At 44.5% G+C, this 19,113-nt stretch carries 14 protein-coding genes and 1 pseudogene; 4 read left to right on the forward strand and 11 right to left on the reverse strand.

Features of this window, described 5'->3' with window-relative positions; translation table 11 throughout:
* Positions 1-212: 212 nt before the first annotated feature.
* On the reverse strand, positions 213-1,550 hold the full coding sequence (locus tag dnm_RS08925) for an NAD(P)/FAD-dependent oxidoreductase (RefSeq protein ID WP_207682318.1): 1,338 nt from the start codon (positions 1,548-1,550) through the stop codon (positions 213-215).
* A gap of 222 nt (positions 1,551-1,772) precedes the next feature.
* Positions 1,773-2,543: pseudogene (locus tag dnm_RS30835) on the reverse strand (TonB-dependent receptor plug domain-containing protein).
* Between the two features lie 145 nt (positions 2,544-2,688).
* Here dnm_RS30835 and dnm_RS08940 point away from each other — a divergent pair.
* Entirely contained in the window at positions 2,689-4,494 is a 1,806-nt protein-coding gene (locus dnm_RS08940; RefSeq protein ID WP_207682321.1) for a carboxypeptidase-like regulatory domain-containing protein, read from the forward strand.
* Here the strand turns inward: dnm_RS08940 and dnm_RS08945 are convergent, their stop codons facing one another.
* On the reverse strand, positions 4,495-5,970 hold the full coding sequence (locus tag dnm_RS08945; protein ID WP_207679109.1) for an IS4 family transposase: 1,476 nt from the start codon (positions 5,968-5,970) through the stop codon (positions 4,495-4,497).
* Positions 5,971-6,479: 509 nt separating this feature from the next.
* Here dnm_RS08945 and dnm_RS08950 point away from each other — a divergent pair.
* On the forward strand, positions 6,480-7,988 hold the full coding sequence (locus dnm_RS08950) for an ISKra4 family transposase (RefSeq protein ID WP_207678190.1): 1,509 nt from the start codon (positions 6,480-6,482) through the stop codon (positions 7,986-7,988).
* Positions 7,989-8,000: 12 nt separating this feature from the next.
* Here dnm_RS08950 and dnm_RS08955 read toward each other — a convergent pair whose 3' ends face one another.
* From dnm_RS08955 to dnm_RS08985, 7 genes are all read right to left on the reverse strand, one after another.
* Positions 8,001-8,813, reverse strand: coding sequence for a DUF4384 domain-containing protein (locus dnm_RS08955; protein ID WP_207682322.1), 813 nt, complete (start codon positions 8,811-8,813; stop codon positions 8,001-8,003).
* 384 nt (positions 8,814-9,197) lie between these two features.
* Complete coding sequence (locus tag dnm_RS08960; RefSeq protein ID WP_207682323.1) at positions 9,198-9,467, reverse strand: hypothetical protein; 270 nt, start codon at positions 9,465-9,467, stop codon at positions 9,198-9,200.
* 263 nt (positions 9,468-9,730) lie between these two features.
* Positions 9,731-11,686 carry an acetoacetate--CoA ligase gene (locus dnm_RS08965; RefSeq protein ID WP_207682324.1) on the reverse strand — a complete coding sequence of 652 codons (1,956 nt, stop codon included), beginning with the start codon at positions 11,684-11,686 and terminating at the stop codon, positions 9,731-9,733.
* Positions 11,687-11,849: 163 nt separating this feature from the next.
* A complete protein-coding gene (locus dnm_RS08970; protein WP_207683633.1) occupies positions 11,850-12,422 on the reverse strand; it encodes an alpha/beta fold hydrolase in 573 nt (190 codons plus the stop codon).
* Positions 12,419-12,643 (reverse strand): alpha/beta fold hydrolase, encoded by a 225-nt coding sequence (locus dnm_RS31225; protein ID WP_207682325.1) that lies wholly within the window; start codon positions 12,641-12,643, stop codon positions 12,419-12,421. Before dnm_RS31225 ends, dnm_RS08970 begins: the two co-directional genes overlap by 4 nt.
* Before the next feature lie 212 nt (positions 12,644-12,855).
* On the reverse strand, positions 12,856-13,881 hold the full coding sequence (locus tag dnm_RS08980; protein WP_207682326.1) for a potassium channel family protein: 1,026 nt from the start codon (positions 13,879-13,881) through the stop codon (positions 12,856-12,858).
* 47 nt (positions 13,882-13,928) lie between these two features.
* On the reverse strand, positions 13,929-15,554 hold the full coding sequence (locus dnm_RS08985) for a methyl-accepting chemotaxis protein (protein WP_207682327.1): 1,626 nt from the start codon (positions 15,552-15,554) through the stop codon (positions 13,929-13,931).
* 450 nt (positions 15,555-16,004) lie between these two features.
* Here dnm_RS08985 and dnm_RS08990 point away from each other — a divergent pair, with 450 nt between their 5' ends.
* Positions 16,005-16,979 carry a KpsF/GutQ family sugar-phosphate isomerase gene (locus dnm_RS08990; RefSeq protein ID WP_207682328.1) on the forward strand — a complete coding sequence of 325 codons (975 nt, stop codon included), beginning with the start codon at positions 16,005-16,007 and terminating at the stop codon, positions 16,977-16,979.
* Positions 16,980-17,000: 21 nt separating this feature from the next.
* Here the strand turns inward: dnm_RS08990 and dnm_RS08995 are convergent, their stop codons facing one another.
* Positions 17,001-17,741, reverse strand: a complete 741-nt coding sequence (locus dnm_RS08995) for a thioesterase II family protein (RefSeq protein WP_207682329.1) — start codon at positions 17,739-17,741, stop codon at positions 17,001-17,003.
* A 352-nt stretch (positions 17,742-18,093) separates the two neighbouring features.
* On the opposite strand from dnm_RS08995, the gene dnm_RS09000 reads away from it, so the two are divergent.
* Positions 18,094-18,663, forward strand: coding sequence for a hypothetical protein (locus tag dnm_RS09000; RefSeq protein ID WP_207682330.1), 570 nt, complete (start codon positions 18,094-18,096; stop codon positions 18,661-18,663).
* Positions 18,664-19,113 lie beyond the last annotated feature (450 nt).

Below are 19,113 nucleotides of genomic sequence, written 5' to 3' on the forward strand. Positions count from 1 at the left end.
TGATCACTCAGAAAAAGTCTTCCCCCGCGCCCTCCTCAGGTCAATGGTGTTGACTTAAGAAGTTCCGGGCGGATCCGGAGTGCAAAAATTTTATTTTTGCAATTGCGAAAAAGCATTTTTCGCACTCCGGAGAAATTCACCTGCGCTTAAGCAACAGTATTGCCCCCTCAGGGAGAATTTTTGTTATCCCCGCTTTGCAACATGCTCTTTTTTTAACTCCAGGGAAACGGACTATGTGAAACCGGATGAAGTTCTCCGGTTTTGTACCGATCAAATCTGAACGGTTCCAAAAGGGATTGTTTTTTGCCCAGAACCTCTTTTGCCACAAGCTTGCCCACACCGATCATTTTATAACCATGATTTGAATCCGCAATCAGATAGCAGTTATCCAAAAAAGTATCAAAAACAGGGAAATTGTCAGGTGTGAAAGCCCCGAGCCCGCCGGAGGGTTCTTTTTTAAAATATCTGAACTGATCCTCATAGCGTTTCTGACAATGTGCCAGCGCCGAGGTCCACATATGGGCAAACTCAGGTCCCACAACATAATAAGGAGAATCAATGCCATACGGATCAACTGCCACATTTTCTTCATCAACAATATAAGGCGCGGCACCGCCCTGAATACCGACAAAATGAAAATCCGGTTTGTAATAAAGCCCCCACATTTTATCTGTGATCAGCGAACCATCCTCACTGGAAAACAGGGGCGCGTCCGTATCCACATGTATCACCGGCGGTTTGTTGCCATTGTTATCCATACCAAAGGACGGGTCCACCCCGAGGGTTCCTTCCTGAAGACAGTAATATGTCCACATTTTGACATCTTTATGAATCTTCCCCTCTCTGTCCTTGACATCAATTTTTTCCGGCAGATCCAACATATCCCAGAAAGATTTGGCCCAGGGACCGGGGCAGACAATCACATATTTACATTCAATATTCCCTTTATTGGTCTCCACAGCGGTGACAGCATTGTTCCCGGTTTTCAATCCGGTCACTTCCACGCCGCTGAAAATTCGGACGCCTTCTTTTTCCGCCTTTTCTGCCAACCGATACAGTGATTTGGTGTTATTGGCAAAACCGCCTTTTTTCTCATGTAGGACAGAAGTGATATTTTTTGCCTGCCAGTCATGAAATATGTTCTCCTTCATATACTTCATACATTCTTTTTCACCTTCGATGAAAACAGATGTATAGCCAATATCGTGCTGCCTTTTATAAATGGCATGCGCATCCGCATGCATTGGCTCGGGCGATATCTGCATATACCCCACGGGCCAAAATCCGTACTTCTCCGCATCTTCTTCCCAAATGGCCACACTGTGCGCCATTAATTCCTGCATGGCAGGCTGAAAATAGTTGTTACGAATAACGCCGCAGGCAATGCCCGAAGCACCGGCACCAATACCGGACTTGTCAACAACGATGATATCCTTTCCTGATGAAGATGACGTGGTGTTTTTCAGTTCCAGGGCCAAATGCCAGGCTGTGCTTAATCCGTGAATTCCCGTGCCAATAATTACATAATCACAATGTGTCGGAAATGACATATAAAAAAATTTCCTTTCTCTTTAAGTTCAAATATGGTTGCCGCGGGCATGGAAAGAAATAATAAACAGCCTGTTCAGCCGTATTTATTAAAAAACTTGCATATAAATATGAAGTGCCTTCCGTGCCTGCAACAACGGCAATAGTCCAAAAACCTGCGGAATTTTCAAAACCCCGCAGGTCTGAGTCTCAGATGCTTCACAAATTAAAATCCCATTCTGCTCCTATAATGGCATAAAGGCCCGGCTGCTCATATCCTGAGCCTTCTTCGGTTTTATCATCAAATAGGTTTTCGATTCTGCTGTAAAGACTGAGACCTTCCCGGATGCTGAATCTCCCTGCCAGATCCGAATATATTCTTCCATTTCAATATCCCCTTTCCAGCGCAATCCGGGGCCGGAATAATAGGGATGAATATTAAAGGAAAATCTGTCATGGGTATAGGAAATATCCAGATTGGCTTTGTTGCGGGCAATCTGAGGGGTTCGGAATTGTTCACTGTTTTTTTTGCTCCGGGATTCGCAATAGGTATAAGTTCCGCTTAAAATGAGGGTGTCTGTGATATGCCAGCCAAATGCAAACTCCGCTCCCTCAGTTTCTGCTTCATCCCGGTTTGTATAAGCTCCGGTTCCTTCCACTCCGGGCTGGCGGGGATATTCCCAGTCATAGACAATCACATTGTCCAGTTCAGAATATCAGTATGCTATATCAAAATCGAGTCTCTTGTCAAGCAGTTCCTGACGGATGCCGCGTTTCGCTGTCCGGCCTTCTTCCGGGTCCACATCAGGATTTCCGTATTTGGGATCAGACAAATTAAAAAATGTCGGCGTTCCGAAGCTGGTTTCGTAGTTGACAAAAAAGGCGTGCCTCCGGCTTGAAACGTATAAGTCGTGCCTGCCTTGCCAGTGGTTTCCTGCCCGTAAGCATCTTATCGGCAGCCCCCTGGAAAATACAAAGGCATCGTTAAACAGCAGATAGTCAGGGCGCATTCCCATTTTCCCGGTATATTATGCAACCGACTGATTTAACTGATCTGCCCTTAAAACGATTATAAAACTGAATCGTTATAAATCAGATAGTTACAGGGCTGACCGGGAAAATGGGAATGCGCCCGATAGTCATTGATATAACCCTTATGAAATGAAAAAAATAAATTATTCATTTTTCAGCGTTCTTTATCCCAATTATCTTATTTTTGATTATGAGGAAAAAAATACCTACAGCATCCGTGTCCGCACCACAGACCGGGACGGCGGTATTTATGAAAAGCAGCTGACCATCAGCATCAATAATCTCACGGAAGCGCCGGTCTTATCAGATGAGATCGGGACACCGATGCTTACGGAAATCGAAAAAGATTCCGAACCAAGCCAGGGGGACATTGTCGCAGATATCCTTAAAAACGGCGATGTCACATCAGCCCAGGGAAAAGCTTTGGAAGGCATTGGCATAACAGGCGCGGATAATACCAACGGAACATGGGAATATTCTGTTGATAACGGCGACACATGGGCCTGTGTTGCTGATACCGGGGGCCGTTATGTTGATATGTCCGCGGAATCCCTCTTACTCAGCAGTTCGGATCGGATCAGATTTGTACCTGATACCGGTTATGCAGGTACGGCCTCATTTGAGTTCCGGCCATGGAACATGAGCAGCGGCACCGCAGGTGAGACAGCAGACACCCGAAGCAATGGCGGCGTCACACCCTTTGGCACCGAGACTGTCAGAGCGCTTCTCAGGATACTTCAGGAGGAGGAACCCGGGGAAACTTATATCTGCGGACGGGTAACCGCGGAAGATACCGGAAAAGGGCTGGCACATTACCGGGCCGAAGTATGGTCGGGAGACATGATGGCAGGCGAGGCTGTGACAGATATGAGCGGATATTACAGTGTAACCATTCCGTCTGCTTCGGATTATGTGGTTTCAGTCTGGCCGGTTTCCGAACCAGGTGAGTATTATCATCAGTTCTACAACGGAAAAAACAGACAAAGTGAGGCCACGCGTGTCTCCGTCGGGGAAAGCGGTCTGAACAGCATTGATTTTGTATTGAAAAAAGCCTCCGGATGCGGAATCCGGGGAAGGGTGCATGACGGCCGGCACGGCATTGCCGGCATTCAGGTGAATGTGTTTTCCGAAAGCATTATGTCCGGCATGAGTACTTTCACCGATGAAGACGGCTTTTATGCATTCACAGATCTCAGATTCGCGGCAGATTACAGAGTCTCTGTCTGGTCTGATGAGTTCGGAACCGATGTTTACTACGCACTTCCCGAAGGTCAGCGGGCCGGATACGACATTCCTGCTTACAGTGTGTTGCTTATGAATCAGGCAACCCTTGTCCTTCCCGCGGCAAATCAGAGACAATACATTGATATTATATTGAATTTCTCAAAAAACACTTATGATTTTTTCTCCCCGGCCGAGGACGGACCGGAAGAAGACCCGGGCAGGGAACCCAGTGCTGTCACGGGCTATGTTGTTGATAGCGACGGGATACCGTTCAGAGATGTTCTCGTAAGCATCCATTCGGAATGTGCGAATACTGAGGATGCTGTAAAAACAGATGAAAACGGTTACTATGTCTTTGAAGGATTAGATACCTGCGGAGAGATAAATGACTATGTGATCACGGTGTATGCGGAAGACTGCCCGCCCCAGTGCAAAGGTCAGAAGCGCGCGGGCGACCAAGTAAATTTTATCTTTGAAAAAGACAAAAGCGACATCGTCAGCACCATGGGAGATTACACGTTAGGAATGATTCCGGAGGATGGCACTGTCACCGTGAGAACAGATGAGATCATCGGCAGAGTGACAGATTACAGGTTGGAACCGATTCCGGAAGGTGTCGTTGTTATCGTGAAAGTATTTAAAGAAAACAGCGGATTTCTGAAAAGAGTGAGGGCGGATAACAGCCATAGGTGTAAAGTTAAGGATACTTAACTAACCTGCTAACGGTATGATTTCAAAAAATAAATTCACATTTATCAGATTGAAAAGACGGAAAGACAGAGGCATGCCTTTACCCGGCTGCCCGAGTTCCGAGAGGTTTACCTTTACATATTTATAGTTTTCAAGAACTGCTCCGTCGATAAGTACATCAAGGGAGTTTTTTCTGCTTTTCTGCCTCTCTTTCCGGCATGTGTCAGTTATTTTTGCTATCATTTTCCTGACATGTTTTGCCGCTTTGTCAGCAGAATCCGAAAGCAGCACTGTCAGACCGGCTATGTTTCTTCTGAAATATTTCACTGTCTTGTCAATACTTACCTCTTCGCCGAGTATCCGCCATGCCTCTGATCTGGCATTCGAATAACAGTAGGATATGAACATCACAACTATCGCTTTTCCCAATACTTCGCACCTGAGCCTGTCCTCATTGTTTCTTACTTCTGTTTTATGAATGTTCAATACCGATTTAAACTGTTTGAAAAATAATTCCACAGACCATCTGATCGGATAAAATGCAAGGATGGTTCTCACATCCTCCGTTTTCTCAGCAGGAATATTTGTCATCATAAAGTTCCACTCACACAGTCGCAGTGATTCTTTCTTGGGGGTTCTTCCTTTCTTTTTGGCATTCTGACACATTTTTCTCCGTTTTTTGTTTGCAACTTCTTCCGGAACTCTGACTGCGAAAAAGCGTATCTTTATCTTTTTCTCTTTGTTTCCCGTATAACATTCGAATTCAAATATTGTCTCATTGCCGTTCAGCTTTTTCAATATCTCCGAGATTCCGATTCTCTCATATTCTTCCCCTTTCTTTATATACAGACCGATTCCGGAATAATTAAAACGGGATATGAAAAAGGCTTCTTTGTCATCAGTTATTTTCAGCATGTCCGCAATTGAATATCCCAGATCGAAAATAAGCAGATCATCCGCGCTGATCTGATCGCCCAGTGTCTTCGAATAACTCTGATCGTTACACGTTTGTTTTTTTATATCAAACAGCTGAATCACTCCGGTTTTGTAATCATACATTAACTGAACTTTGCAACCCGCAATGTTATATCCCGGAAATGCGGATTTCAGGCCCGGGGGCAGCTCCCATGACGAACTGTCAATAATATTCACTCTGCCGAACTGATTTAATACGTCAATATTGATATTATGTCCGTTTTCAGTCGCCGTTCTGAAAAAAAATGAAAAAACTTCTGTCAGAAAATCAATGGCATACTGATTAAAACGGTCATTTATTCCCGCCCTTGAAATACATTCGGACAGATTTTCCGCTATGGCACCCAGAGTTATTGTGGTCGTTGTCAGCGAACCGAAAGTCAGCGATATGAAAAATTCGAATGCGTCCAATTTCCGTTTTCTCTTTATGAAACCGGTTTTTTCAGCTATTTTTCTGATCTTTCCTTTTTTGAAAAACTTTTTAACTGTTCTGACATCAATTTTAATCTGTTTATTTATCATTGCACAGTCCTCCCAAATATGATCTTATGAGATTGTCGGATATTTTGTTTTTTTCACACAGTCCGGAATATCAGCATGTGCTGAGAGATGCAATGAAAAAGTAATTTGCGACACGGCATTTCTTGCATTTTATTTAAACAACAACCATATGTTATAAAAGGATATTTTTACAATTCAGCAGTTCCTTAACTTTACACCTATGGATTGATCCCCCGGCATGCCCCCCCGGCATGAATCCCCGGAATTTCATTTGTGTACAAAGGTGACAACATTCACACAATCCCCGCCCATTGAATTCAGATAGTTCAATATCGGAGAAGCCTCGCCGCTCTCAGAGTCCTCGCTTTCCAGTTTCGGATCCGGATTTTTCAAAGCCACATAAAGAATTTGGGTGTGGCTACTTTGGGACGACGAAGTATATGAATAATACTAATATATTGTCTTGACTTGCAGGCATATCATTGCTATGTTCCGTTGAGATAACTTTTTATGTATCTCATGGAATCGCTATGTTCAGGTCATATGTCAGAGAAGCATTTGTAAGTGCGGAAGAAAAATTTCTTCAGTTGACTGAACTGCTTGGCAGCAGTGAGGCAGGTAAAATGATGCTGAGTGAGGTTGAATCGACAATAAACGGTGAAGGTCGGGAACTGTTGCGACTTTTGCTGCAAGGTCATGTGGATGACCGGGGAATCTGTGACATCGGAAAATCCGTCGTCGGTTCGGACGGAGTTGTGAGAAGCCACAAAAGAATCAGAGAACGTGAGATAAAAACATTGTTCGGGGCAGTCAGAATAAGACGGATGGGATATTCTGTCCGTGGTGCGGACAGTCTGTTTCCGAAGGACGGTTTTCTGAACCTGCCGAAAATCTCCTATTCTTTCTGCTTGCAGAAGCTTATTACGGAAGAGGCGGTCAGAGGCTCTTTTGAGGAGGGCATGAAAAGTATCAGAAGGATGACAGGTATCACGATACCGAAACGTCAGGCTGAGAAAATTGTGTTGTCCGTGTCAGGTGATTTTCACAACTTTTATGAACAGAAAGAATATGATATGCGAAATATGCATGACTGTCCTTTGCTGATTCTGACCATGGACGGCAAAGGCATAGCTATGAGAAAGGAGTCGCTGAGGAAGGAGACAGAGAAAAGGGCGAAAGCGAATCGGCATGATATGAAACGAAGATTGTCTCCGGGAGAGAAAAAGAATTCCAAAAGAATGGCCGCTGTGGCCTCGGTTTACCTGACAGATCGGTTCGTGAGGTCCCCGGGAGATATTATCGGAGAATTGTCCGGGAAAACAGCCGGGACAGGGAAAAAACGTCCGAAGCCTTTTGAAAAAAGGGTATGGGCAAGTGCGGAACATTCCTTCGGAACAGTGGTCAGCGAGATGTTTGACGAGGCGGTGAGCAAAGACCCTTACAGAGAGAAGGAATGGGTCGCATTGGTTGACGGGGACAGGAAACAGATCATATATCTGTCCCGTGAGGCGGAAAAGCATGGGGTCGGAATAACGATAATCTGTGATTTTATCCATATGTTGGAATACTTGTGGGAGGCAGGCGGCACGTTTTTCACTGAGTATGAAAAACGTGAGGAATGGGTCAGAGAACGACTGGCAGGAGTGCTTCGGGGAAAGCCGGGTCTGACCGCTGGCGGAATGAGACGGTCGGCAACAAACAGAGGTCTGAATCAGAGTGAGAGGAAGGCTGTTGACAAATGCGCCCGTTATATTACAACTCTGGCATCCCATATGAGATATGACGAATACCTGAGGAAAGGCTATCCCATAGCCACGGGAGTCATAGAAGGCGCATGCCGATATCTTGTGAAGGACAGAATGGGCATCACAGGTGCCAGATGGGGTCTGAAAGGTGCCGAGGCCGTTTTGAAACTGCGTTCTCTGAAAGTCAGCGGAGAATTTGAGGATTATTGGAAATTTTATGAGAGACAGGAATTTAGCAGAAATCATTATGAAAAATATGCAGAACCTGAATTTTTAATGCATATTGTCACCTGATATTCCGTCGTCCTAAAGTAGCCACACCCAAAGAATTTTGCCAGTTCCGGTATGGTCGTCCAGACGGAAAGATTTGCTGTTTGAGGGAATAAAATAAGTTCTCCCGCGTTTCACCGCATTGAAATTGTTCACCTCGACCCCTCCGAACACCTTCATGGGAAAGAGCCGTTGCATCTGGCCGGTGTCGTCCGTGTTGAAAACATAAACATGCGCATCTTGCGGAGTTTTCAGGACGAGCTTGTACAAATCTCCCGAATACATCATGCCGCCCTGTCCGAGATTCTTAAAAATTCCGCCAGTTCTGCTTCTGGAAAGAATTTTCAGTTCCGTAGGAATCGTCTGATTGGAAACAGCCTGTCCCGAAGCTGATTCTCCCAAAACCTCCTGCTTTCCGGCAAATTTCACCTCAGTGACATTTCCTTTGGAAACATCTATCACGACCGTGCCGTCTTTGGCAAGAATAAGTGTCTGACCGTTTGTGAACACGGAAATCTCTTTCCCGTCCGTGATTTTGTAAATCCTGTCGCCCCATTTGTTCGGATTTCGGATGATCAGCAGCATGTCTTTCTTTTCCACGACCACATCTCTGATGCGGACAGGTCTTTCCTTTTCGGTGAGATCTGCCGAAGCCTCAAGACCGAAACAGCCCAGGGGAGTTGCAACAGATGAACTTCCCGAAAGTTCCACGCCGTCGCTTCCCACATGGAGGGTCAGCGGCAGAAACGGAAGCTTCCAGAACACGCCCACACCTTTGTCTCCCGCGGGTGCATGGCATGGATAAAAAACAAAAAAAATCGTCAGTACGACAAGCATAACATATCTCATTTACCCCTACCTCCCATTTCGTCACAACATCTATCTTATTTATTTACCTCATTACCTCGTTACCTCGTTACCACGCTTCGAGTGGGAATGCAGCCCGGACGCTTCGCGTCCAGTATAAACAGCCAGAACACAATTTGCAACAAAATAACCTGTCAGACACAAGCTCTCATAACCTGCTCATTGGAAAAACACATAAAGCTTCCCATCTTTCGGCCAAAACCTTGGCTCGCCACCAGCAAGATCAGGAAGTTGTCATTCTTTTTTTTCTCCTCGATCATTTTTCAGAGAGGTTTCAAGGTCATACGCCTGTATTCCATTCTGGCTGATGAAAATTGCCGGGAGGATCGGAAGGCACTGAATTCCATTCCAAAGGATCAGAGGTGTTCAGATGTCCGGTGTCCAACTCTGATGAAAATTGCCGGGAGGGTCGGGATGTGCCGGAACCCGTTCCAACGGGTCCGGAGGATTCGGATCTTCAGGATGGTTCATGTCCCATTCCGAATGAAACAGATCAGAATGAGGAGCGTCTGGCATGGAATGATTCTGAAAACCGGGATCATGATGCTGAAAATGCTCATGCGCATTCAGATCAGAATTGTGAGAATGGTTTCCAAACTCATCGTGAGAACTGTCGTCATCAAAAACAGGGTTCATGGCAATACCTCCTTTTGATAATAGACATTATTTGCCGGACGGAGTTTGCAACCCCGTCCGGAATGTTTTCGGATCACCGCTGATGAATGTTTCGGACGGGGTTGCAAACCCCGTCCGGCAGCCTCAGCCTGATGCGTATGGGTTGCAAACCCCATCCGACAAAAGAACAAAAAATTGGACGCGGGAAGAAACCCGGCTTTTTTATCCGGACGGGGCATCTTCACCTCTCGGAAAAACCCGGGTTTCTTTTTAAGGCAGATATGCTAATCTTCCTGAAGTTCTTTTATACTGGCATAATAATCCAGTATTTCCGGGTTCTTCAACGCGTCTTTGTTCAGCACGGGTTTTCCTTCAATCACCTTCTTAACCGCGAGCTCAACTTTTTTCATATTCAGGGTATAAAGAATATCCGGAACATCCAGGATTTTTGCGGGAACATGCCTGGGAGAGGCATTCACCCGGATGGTCTGTCTGATCTTGTTCATGAGTTCCTCTGTCAAGGCTTTTCCCTGCGCCATTTTGACAAACAGGATGACACGGACATCATTTTTCCAGGACTGACCCACAACAAGGCTGTCCTCGATCTCTTCCAATTGTTCCACTTGGCGGTAAATCTCGGCTGTTCCGATTCTCACGCCCCCGGGATTCAATGTCGCGTCCGAGCGTCCGTAAATGGTCACGCCGCCGTGATCATTCACCTCAATATAATCCCCGTGCCGCCAGATATTGGGATACACGTCAAAATATGCGGAATGATATTTTTTTCCCTCCGGATCATCCCAGAAATAGATCGGCATGGACGGAAAAGGCGCGCTGCACACCAGTTCGCCCTGCTGACCAGTGACAGGTTTTCCATTGTCGTCAAATGCCTCGACTTTCATGGCAAGTCCCCGGCACTGCAATTCGCCCGCGTAAACCGGCCCGATGGGGTTTCCCAGGGCAAAACAGCCGTTCAGATCGGTTCCGCCGGAAATGGAAGCCAACTGGAGGTCTTTTTTAATTTCCTCATAAACAAATTCAAACCCCTCAATGGAAAGGGGCGAACCCGTGGAAAGCAACGCCCTCAGAGGCGTAAGATCATATTCCTTGCCTGGTTTTACGCCCGCGTTCTGAAGGGCGGCCAGATAACCCGCGCTTGTCCCGAAAACCGTGATTTTCTCATCCTGCGCCATTTTCCACAGCGCGCCCGGCTCGGGATGAAACGGATTGCCGTCAAACAGAACCAGCGTGGCACCGACACCTAAGGAGCTGGTCAGCCAGTTCCACATCATCCAGCCGCAGGTGGTAAAATAAAAGATGGTATCCTCACGTTTCAAATCCGTGTGAAGGATGAGTTCCTTGAGCTGGTGAATGAGAATGCCGCCCGCACTTTGAACCATGCACTTGGGGAGTCCTGTTGTACCGGACGAATACATGATATACAGCGGATGATCAAAAGGCAGTTGCTCAAACTCAATCTCCAGGCCCGATTCGGAAGATTTGAAATCTTCGTAATGAACCGCGTGCGGGACGCTGCTGATATCCGCGTTTTGTTCAGTGTAAGGCACGACAACCACTTTTTCAACAGATGATATCTCTTTCAGGATATTCGAGATGCGTTCAAGGCAGTCGAGATTTTTTCCTTTAAAAGAATATCCGTTTGCCGTAAACAGAACTTTGGGCTTGATCTGTCCGAACCGATCCAGCACGCCTTTTACGCCGAAATCAGGAGAACATGAAGACCATGTCGCACCAATGCTTGTCGCGGCCAGCATCGCGATGATCGTCTCCGGCATGTTCGGCATAAACCCGACGATTCGGTCTCCTGCTTTCACGCCCATGTCTCTCAGAGATTTGGCGACCTTTGCCACCTCGTCGTAAAGTTCTGCGTATGTTATTTTCCTGGAAACCTGTTCCTCGCCCTTGAAAATCAGGGCGGTCTGATCATCTCTGTATCGGAGCAGATTTTCGGCAAAATTGAGCCGGGCACCTGAAAACCATTTTGCGCCGGGCATTTTGGTCACATCGTCAATCACCTCATCATAGGATTTTGAGGCTTTCACTTCAGCAAAATCCCACAGGGAGGCCCAGAAATCCGGGATATTTTCAACGGACCATTGATAAAAAGCACTGTACTCGGTAAAATTTTTACCGTATTTTTCATTGATGATGTTCATGAAACGATACATATTCGTGCGGTTGATTCGTTCTTCAGAAGGCTGCCATAATAGTTTTCCCATATTTCTCTCCCTTATTTAAAAATTGAGATTTTAAGACTGAACATCTTTATTACCATATTAAAAGTGTTAGGTGTTAGGTGTTAGGTGTTAGGAAAAATCCTGAAACTTTCATGCGTTGTTGTGAATCCCGCTTATGGCCGTTATCAGCATATTGCCCGGCAATTCACTGCTGAAGGTTTCTGAACAAAAACGATTTTATCTTTTCAGTGAATTCTTCGGGCTTCTCCAGTCCCATCATGTGGCCGCCCTCTTCGATAACTGACATTTCTGCTTCTGGTATGTGAGTGTAAAGATATTCGCTGTATTTCACAGGCGTAAGAGTGTCTGCCGCGCCGGAAATAATCAGTGTCGGAAAACGAATTTGGCCGATGTTTTCCATGATGTCAAACTGGTCACAGGCGAGATAATCGCCGTGGAACACTTCCGGCCTGTTTTTCAAAAAGTCTTCGATAGCGGCCTGAATCAGTGATGGCGAAGCAGACGGGCCAAAAGCATAATCACAGATAATGTTAATCGCGGATTTAAAACTTGTGTCTGAGACTGAGGGGAGGGGATCACATGAGAGTCCGTCAAGAATCGCAGGGGCAACACGCAGACGCGCGCCTGTTCCCACCAGAATAATGCGGGTAAGCCATTCCGGGGAACGGAGGGCCAGGCATTGGACAATTGCCCCGCCCAGGGAATGGCCCGCCAATGTGACATTACTCAGATTCAGGGCGGAAACAAATGCGTTTATAACATCCGCATAATCATCAACACGTTTACAGCCATCCCCCCGGACTGACCGTGCCCGGGAAGATCAATCGCGTAAACATTGGCCCGGGGGAGATTTCTCAATTTTTCAGGCCAATGCCTGTGGGTGCCGCCTGATCCGTGAATGAGCAGTAAATTATCATCACTTTTGGAATCACTGAAAGAGTAAAAAATATTCTCATTACTGATGTCTGCAAAAGGCATCAAACCTCCTTGTCCTCCCAAGTTTAAAAAAAATTCCGGAGTGCCAAACTTACAGTTTGGCAATTTTTTCAAGGCATGGAGACAGCGATATTTGCCAAACTGTAAGTTTGGCACTCCGGATAAAGACATGATGTTTAACATATCTGATTTGTTTGTGCAAGAAAAATGCCTGAACCTAAAATACAAGCTCCCGAATCGCAAATCCCAAATCCCTACAAGCATTCAGGCATAAGTTTTTCAGGAGACTGTTTGACAATTTCATTCATTCTTTTCAAATCTTCTTTTTTGCCGAGAGCGACAATAACATCTCCCCCTTCAAGCTTTTCCGAGGGCATGGGATTGAAGATCATATCGCCGGAGAGTTTTTTGATGGCCACGATAATCACCCCGAAATCCCTTCTCAGATTACTCTCGATGAGATTTTTTCCGATGAGATCGGAACCCGGACCCAGCTTGGCCTCTTCCATCATAAGCCCCAACTGGCTGTCTATGGTTGCAACATCTATAAAGTCAACCACCGTGGGTCTTTTCAATACCTGGGCCATTCTCCTCCCGCCGATGAGATAGGGAGCAACAACCCTGGACGCGCCTGCTCTGATCAGCTGACTCTCATGTTTGCCGTCAGATGTTCGGGAGAGGATGAAAATATCCTCTCGGAGTTTTTTCGCTGTAAGGATAATGAATACATTATTCGCATCAGATCGGACGGCCGTGACAAGGCCTCTGGCTTTCATTATGCCTGCTTTTTTCAATGCTTCTTCGGATGTGGCATCCATCTGAATACAAAGAAACCCTTTGCTCTCAATTTCTCCGACAGCTTCCGGCTCTTGTTCAATAACAACAAAATCAATCTTATCAGCATATAACTCATTACAAATGATCCTGCCAATCCGTCCGAATCCGCATATAATGAAATGATTTTTCAGTTTTGATATCTGTTTTTCCACTCTCATTCTCCAAAAACTTTGCTTTAATTCTCCTTCAATAAATGTCTTTACAATGACACCGATTGAATAGGCTCCGATGGAGATGCTTGTGCTGATAATGATGATGGTAACGGCTCTGCCGCCAATGGAGAGCGGTTTGATTTCAGAAAAGCCCACGGTGCTTATGGTGATGATGGTCATATAAAACGCATCAAAGATACACATGTCTTCAATAAAATAATAACTGATGGTGCCAAAGGCGACGATGCCGCTCAGTATCGCAAAGGAAATGTTTAATTTTCTAAAATCCATTTATTATTAATATTCCAGGAATATTCATGAGAAATCATTTAATCATTTTAAAAATCCTCGAAATCATCTTCATCCAGGGGAATAATTTGTCCGGGTCTTACTTCTTCGAAATGATGAGGCAATGACATATTCTCTTTTTTCTTCTCAATAAGTTTGGAAGAATGCTTTTGGTTCGCGGCCATGTCCCCGTATGCGTAAGGTTTATTTTTAATATTTCTCTTTATTCTGGTTCTGCCGGTAATTGCCAATAAATCATTTACAATTCCGTCGGTCTGCTCGGCATGGGCGCTCAGTTCCTCAGCATTGGCCGCATTTTTCTGAACCACTTCGTCCATCTCTGTCATTGCCTTGCTCACCTGTCTGATTCCATGATTTTGTTCCTCACAGGATACCGTAATCTCCGAAAGCAAATCCCCTACCTTTAGCGCACTTTCCGCAACTTTTTTAAACATTTTGTTTGCTTTTAAAATAAGCTCCGAGCCTTGTTTTACTTTTTGAAGGTTATTTTCAATCATGGCCGATGTGTGCCTGGCCGCTTCCGCAGATCGCATAGCCAGGCTTTTTACTTCATCAGCAACCACCGCGAAACCAACACCGGCTTCACCGGCTCTGGCAGCTTCAACTGCGGCGTTCAAAGCTAACAGTCTTGTTTGAAAAGCAATTTCGTCAATGGTTTTTATAACTTTGAATATCTCCCCCCCTGTTCCGGAAATTTCTCCCATGGAAATGGTCAGTTCATTCATTGATTGCTTTGCAGATGCGACGATCTGTATTGTTTCCTTCATAAGATCATTCGCATGATTGGCATTGTCCGCATTTTTTTGGGTCATGGAAGACATCTCCTCAAGAGAAGACGTTGATTCCTCTACGGAAGCTGCCTGATCAGAAGCTCCTCTTGCCAAAGACTGGCTAGCGGCGGCAATCTGACTGCCGCTGAAGCCGTCAACTATATCTTTTAACTTTTCAGATGTTTCATTTAGCTCATATTCACTAAATTTATTTAACCCTTTGAATACGTTTTTAATAGGTCCTGTGATCGAGCGAATTAAATATAATCCGAAAAACACTGCCAGCGCAACGCCTATCATACTGATGCCGATCATTCGGTTTCTTGCTGATATATAGTTTTTATCGGCCATCTGTTTATCCCGCTCCATGTGTTTTTCATTATTATGTACAATGGTGCGCATAATTATCTGAGCCTCATCAAGAAGTTTTCGTCCTTTGCCGAAAGCCAGTTTAAATGCCCGGAGCCTGCTGATAGAATCAAAGTTGCTCAATGAACACACTTCGTTACTGATTTTCATAAATTTATCTGATTTTTCGCTAAATTTATCAATAAGCTGCTTTGCTTCATCATCGGATAACTTATATAACTGTTTCTTTTTTTCTTGCATTTTTTTTTGGATTTCTTTATATAATTCAAAATATTTATCTATATCATTCTGCTCCCGGGACAAAAGTATATTTTTTTCAGTTCTGCTTATTTCCAGCAAATTATGATTGATTCTTGTTGCCAATTTGACTTTACATAATGAATTATCCACAATGTAGTTAAGTCTGTCATTCATCTGTTTTAAGCTGCTGATGCCCAGATAAGAGATAGCGACTGTTCCGATAAATATTAGAAACAGCATAAGGGTTAATTTCATGTTTAAGCTCAGTTTTTTCATAAAATATTTTTCCTTTTTTCACGGATTAAAGGGGATGCGGGATATTTTTTAAATTACTATTTATCAGAAATCTTTTTGCTGTCAAGCGAAACAGACCGAAGCAGATGTTCTGCTGATACTCGATGATCAAGTTTTTTGACCCGGTTCGAACAAAAAAACTTGAACATCGGGTGATAAGTGCCAGATCAGAAGTTTTTTCTATTACTTTTTTCTGCGAGCGTCTGAGAAACCCGGGTTTTTCCTTTATCGGAGACGCATCATTCCGGAAAAAAAAAAAATCCGGATTTCTTCCCCGGGCAGATATTAAAAATTTATGGTCAGGTACTTATCTGACATTTTTAAGCTTGACTTTTGTGATGATATTGCATAGCCAGAGGTCTGTCAGTTGCGGAATGGCCGTATGATATTATAATTGCTTATAAAAACAGACTAATGTGTTACTCAGACATAATGATAATAAAACAAGCTATTGAAGTCCTTGACATAGAAGCCAAAGGTATCCTGGAATTAAAAGAACGTATTGACAAGAATTTTGTCAAAATGGCGGAGATTATCTGCAATTCAACCGGCCGTTTGATTGTGGCCGGTATCGGCAAATCAGGAATTGTGGGTCGGAAAATCGTTGCCACATTAAACAGCACCGGCACACGGTCAATATTTTTACATCCGGTTGAAGCCATGCACGGAGACCTTGGCATAGTAGGGCAGGATGATGTCTTTCTTGCCCTTTCCAACAGCGGTGAAACTGATGAACTGAATATCCTTTTGCCAAGTATTCGCAGTGTGGGATGTAAAATCATAGCCTTTACAGGACGGGCTAATTCCACCCTGGCAACACACAGTGATATTGTGATTGATGTGGGGGTGAAAAAGGAAGCCTGTCCCCTGGGGCTTGCCCCCACCGCAAGCACCACCGCAATGCTCGCCATGGGTGACGCGCTTGCAGTGGTTCTTATTAATAAAAAACATTTCAAAAAAAGTGATTTCAAAAAAATCCATCCGGGAGGCGCACTGGGTCAGCGCCTTTCCGGGAGTGTGAAAGACATCATGCTGACGGGTGAGGAACTGCCTCTTGTTTTTGAAGGCACCACCATGGAAGAGGCGGTCAGAGAAATAGATCGTCCCGGGCTGGGAGTCACTTTTATATTAAAATCAGATAAAACCCTTTGCGGCATTATCACAGACGGTGATATCCGGCGGCTTATTGCAAGGAAAGAGCCGATTTTTGAGATGGCAGTGGAAGATGTCATGACGCAGAATCCGAAAACCGTTCACCCGGACTCCCCGGCTTATGATGCCCTGAATATTATGGAAGAATATGAAATTACAGTACTTCCTGTGACTAACCTTACAGGAAAAGTTCAGGGCGTTTTGCATCTGCATGACATATTGGGCAAAGGGGCGTTTAAATTTAATGGCACATAAGAAATTGAGAATTGAGAATTATCAATTCCTAATCCCCATCTCCAGCGTCTGAGAAATAATTCTGCCGATTTCAGGCAAGTGTTCAAAAATAAAAAAATGGCCCCCGGGAAATTGTTTTACAGATACGTCCCGGGTGGTCGTTTCTCTCCATTTCAAGGCTTCATCATAGGTTACTTTTTCGTTCAGCCCGATTAAAGCCGTGATCGGTATGTCCAAGGGGTCGGTCTTTTCGTACTTATATGTTTCAACAGCCTGAAAATCGGCTCTGAGGATGGGTTCAAAAAAATCCATCAGTTCTTTTTCCTGGAGAACCAGTTCAGGAATCCCTCCGTATTCTGCCACCTTATCAATAAATTCCGCCTTGGGAAGTAAATGAAAATTTCTGTCTTGTTTTTTAACGGAAGGCGCGGCCCGACCTGAAAGAAATAAATGAAATGGCAGGGTTGGAATGTTTTTTTCCACAATCTTTTTAGATAACAAATAGCTTATTGTCGCGCCCAGACTGTGACCATAAATGGCATAGGGTTCGTTCAGATCGTCTCTGATCTGATAAAATATATCGTCAGCCATTTTATGAATATCCGTAAGCAGCGGTTCTCGCATCCTTTTTCCGTGGCCCGGAAAATCAATGAAGCGAACCGTGATGAAGTCAGAAATATATTGTTCAAACTCCCTGTAGGCATAGGAACTGCCGCCTGCGAAAGGAAGGCAAAAGAGTTTTACTTTATGGTCTGCCAAATCAAAGTTTTCAGCCATTATCATTGAAAATCACCTCTTAGCATAACAAGTTAGACATATTCACTAAATCGAAAATCTTCTCCGGAGTGCAAAAATTAAGCGAAGCGATTTTTTGCATAACAACTTAAACATATTCACTAAATCTAAAATTTTTTTCCGGAGTGAAAAAAACCGCTTCGCTTAATTTTTGCACTCCGGAATTGTTTGCAAAAAACCGCTTCGCTTAATTTTTGCACTCCGGAATTGTTTGCAAAAAACCGCTTCGCTTAATTTTTGCACTCCGGAATTGTTTGCAAAAAACCGCTTCGCTTAATTTTTGCACTCCGGAATTGTTTGCAAAAAACCGCTTCGCTTAATTTTTGCACTCCGGAATTGTTTGCAAAAAACCGCTTCGCTTAATTTTTGCACTCCGGAATTGTTTGCAAAAAATCGCTTCGCTTTATTTTTGCACTCCGGATTTGTTTGCAAAAAACCGCTTCGCTTAATTTTTGCACTCCGGAATTGTTTGCAAAAAACCGCTTCGCTTTATTTTTGCACTCCGGAATTGTTTGCAAAAAATCGCTTCGCTTTATTTTTGCACTCCGGATTTGTTTGCAAAAAACCGCTTCGCTTTATTTTTGCACTCCGGATTTGTTTGCAAAAAACCGCTTCGCTTAATTTTTGCACTCCGGAATTGTTTGCAAAAAACCGCTTCGCTTTATTTTTGCACTCCGGAATTGTTTGCAAAAAACCGCTTCGCTTAATTTTTGCACTCCGGATTTGTTTGCAAAAAACCGCTTCGCTTAATTTTTGCACTCCGGAATTGTTTGCAAAAAACCGCTTCGCTTTATTTTTGCACTCCGGAATTGTTTGCAAAAAACCGCTTCGCTTTATTTTTGCACTCCGGAATTATGAAAATTTTCTATCTGCTGATATTGAATTAAAAATAAAATACTATTTTCCATAAGCTTCTCATCTGATCACCAAAATGTTAAATGACAAAAATCGCTTGGTCAACTTTTTTTTAAAAAAAAGGAGGGGGAGAAAACTGAGCAGGGGTTATTTTGATATGTGCTTCGGTATCCGAATCAGCTCCTCGTGGCCGGTGCTTTCGTCGCCGTTCGCGTCTGACCCGGCACAGATTTTGCCAGTTCCAGTTCCGATAAGCACCTATATAAACCGCACAGCGTCATTTATGTCAACAACGCCGTTCGCGTCGCTCGGAGGCCCTTCCGAGAATCCGGAAAACCGACCGGATCATAGCCCCGGCACTGCCCTCGGCATATTTGGTGTTTCCGGGAAGGGGAAGTGCGAACCTCCCCCGGGTTTCTTCCCCGTCCGCTGTGTCCGCCTTGTGACAGCCGGCAAAGTGTGGTGGGTTCCGCTTCGCTCCACCCACCCTACGTTTCTATAACAC

It is taken from the genome of Desulfonema magnum (genome assembly GCF_017377395.1).
GTDB lineage: Bacteria > Desulfobacterota > Desulfobacteria > Desulfobacterales > 4be13 > Desulfonema_C > Desulfonema_C magnum.

What these genes read in the sequence shown, in the direction of transcription:
- dnm_RS08925 (WP_207682318.1), bottom strand. Translation starts at nt 1,550, where the DNA reads ATGTCATTTCCGACACATTGTGATTATGTAATTATTGGCACGGGAATT.
- dnm_RS08940 (WP_207682321.1), top strand. Translation starts at nt 2,689, where the DNA reads ATGAAAAAAATAAATTATTCATTTTTCAGCGTTCTTTATCCCAATTAT.
- dnm_RS08945 (WP_207679109.1), bottom strand. Translation starts at nt 5,970, where the DNA reads ATGATAAATAAACAGATTAAAATTGATGTCAGAACAGTTAAAAAGTTT.
- dnm_RS08950 (WP_207678190.1), top strand. Translation starts at nt 6,480, where the DNA reads ATGTTCAGGTCATATGTCAGAGAAGCATTTGTAAGTGCGGAAGAAAAA.
- dnm_RS08955 (WP_207682322.1), bottom strand. Translation starts at nt 8,813, where the DNA reads ATGAGATATGTTATGCTTGTCGTACTGACGATTTTTTTTGTTTTTTAT.
- dnm_RS08960 (WP_207682323.1), bottom strand. Translation starts at nt 9,467, where the DNA reads ATGAACCCTGTTTTTGATGACGACAGTTCTCACGATGAGTTTGGAAAC.
- dnm_RS08965 (WP_207682324.1), bottom strand. Translation starts at nt 11,686, where the DNA reads ATGGGAAAACTATTATGGCAGCCTTCTGAAGAACGAATCAACCGCACG.
- dnm_RS31225 (WP_207682325.1), bottom strand. Translation starts at nt 12,643, where the DNA reads ATGCCTTTTGCAGACATCAGTAATGAGAATATTTTTTACTCTTTCAGT.
- dnm_RS08980 (WP_207682326.1), bottom strand. Translation starts at nt 13,881, where the DNA reads ATGGATTTTAGAAAATTAAACATTTCCTTTGCGATACTGAGCGGCATC.
- dnm_RS08985 (WP_207682327.1), bottom strand. Translation starts at nt 15,554, where the DNA reads ATGAAAAAACTGAGCTTAAACATGAAATTAACCCTTATGCTGTTTCTA.
- dnm_RS08990 (WP_207682328.1), top strand. Translation starts at nt 16,005, where the DNA reads ATGATAATAAAACAAGCTATTGAAGTCCTTGACATAGAAGCCAAAGGT.
- dnm_RS08995 (WP_207682329.1), bottom strand. Translation starts at nt 17,741, where the DNA reads ATGATAATGGCTGAAAACTTTGATTTGGCAGACCATAAAGTAAAACTC.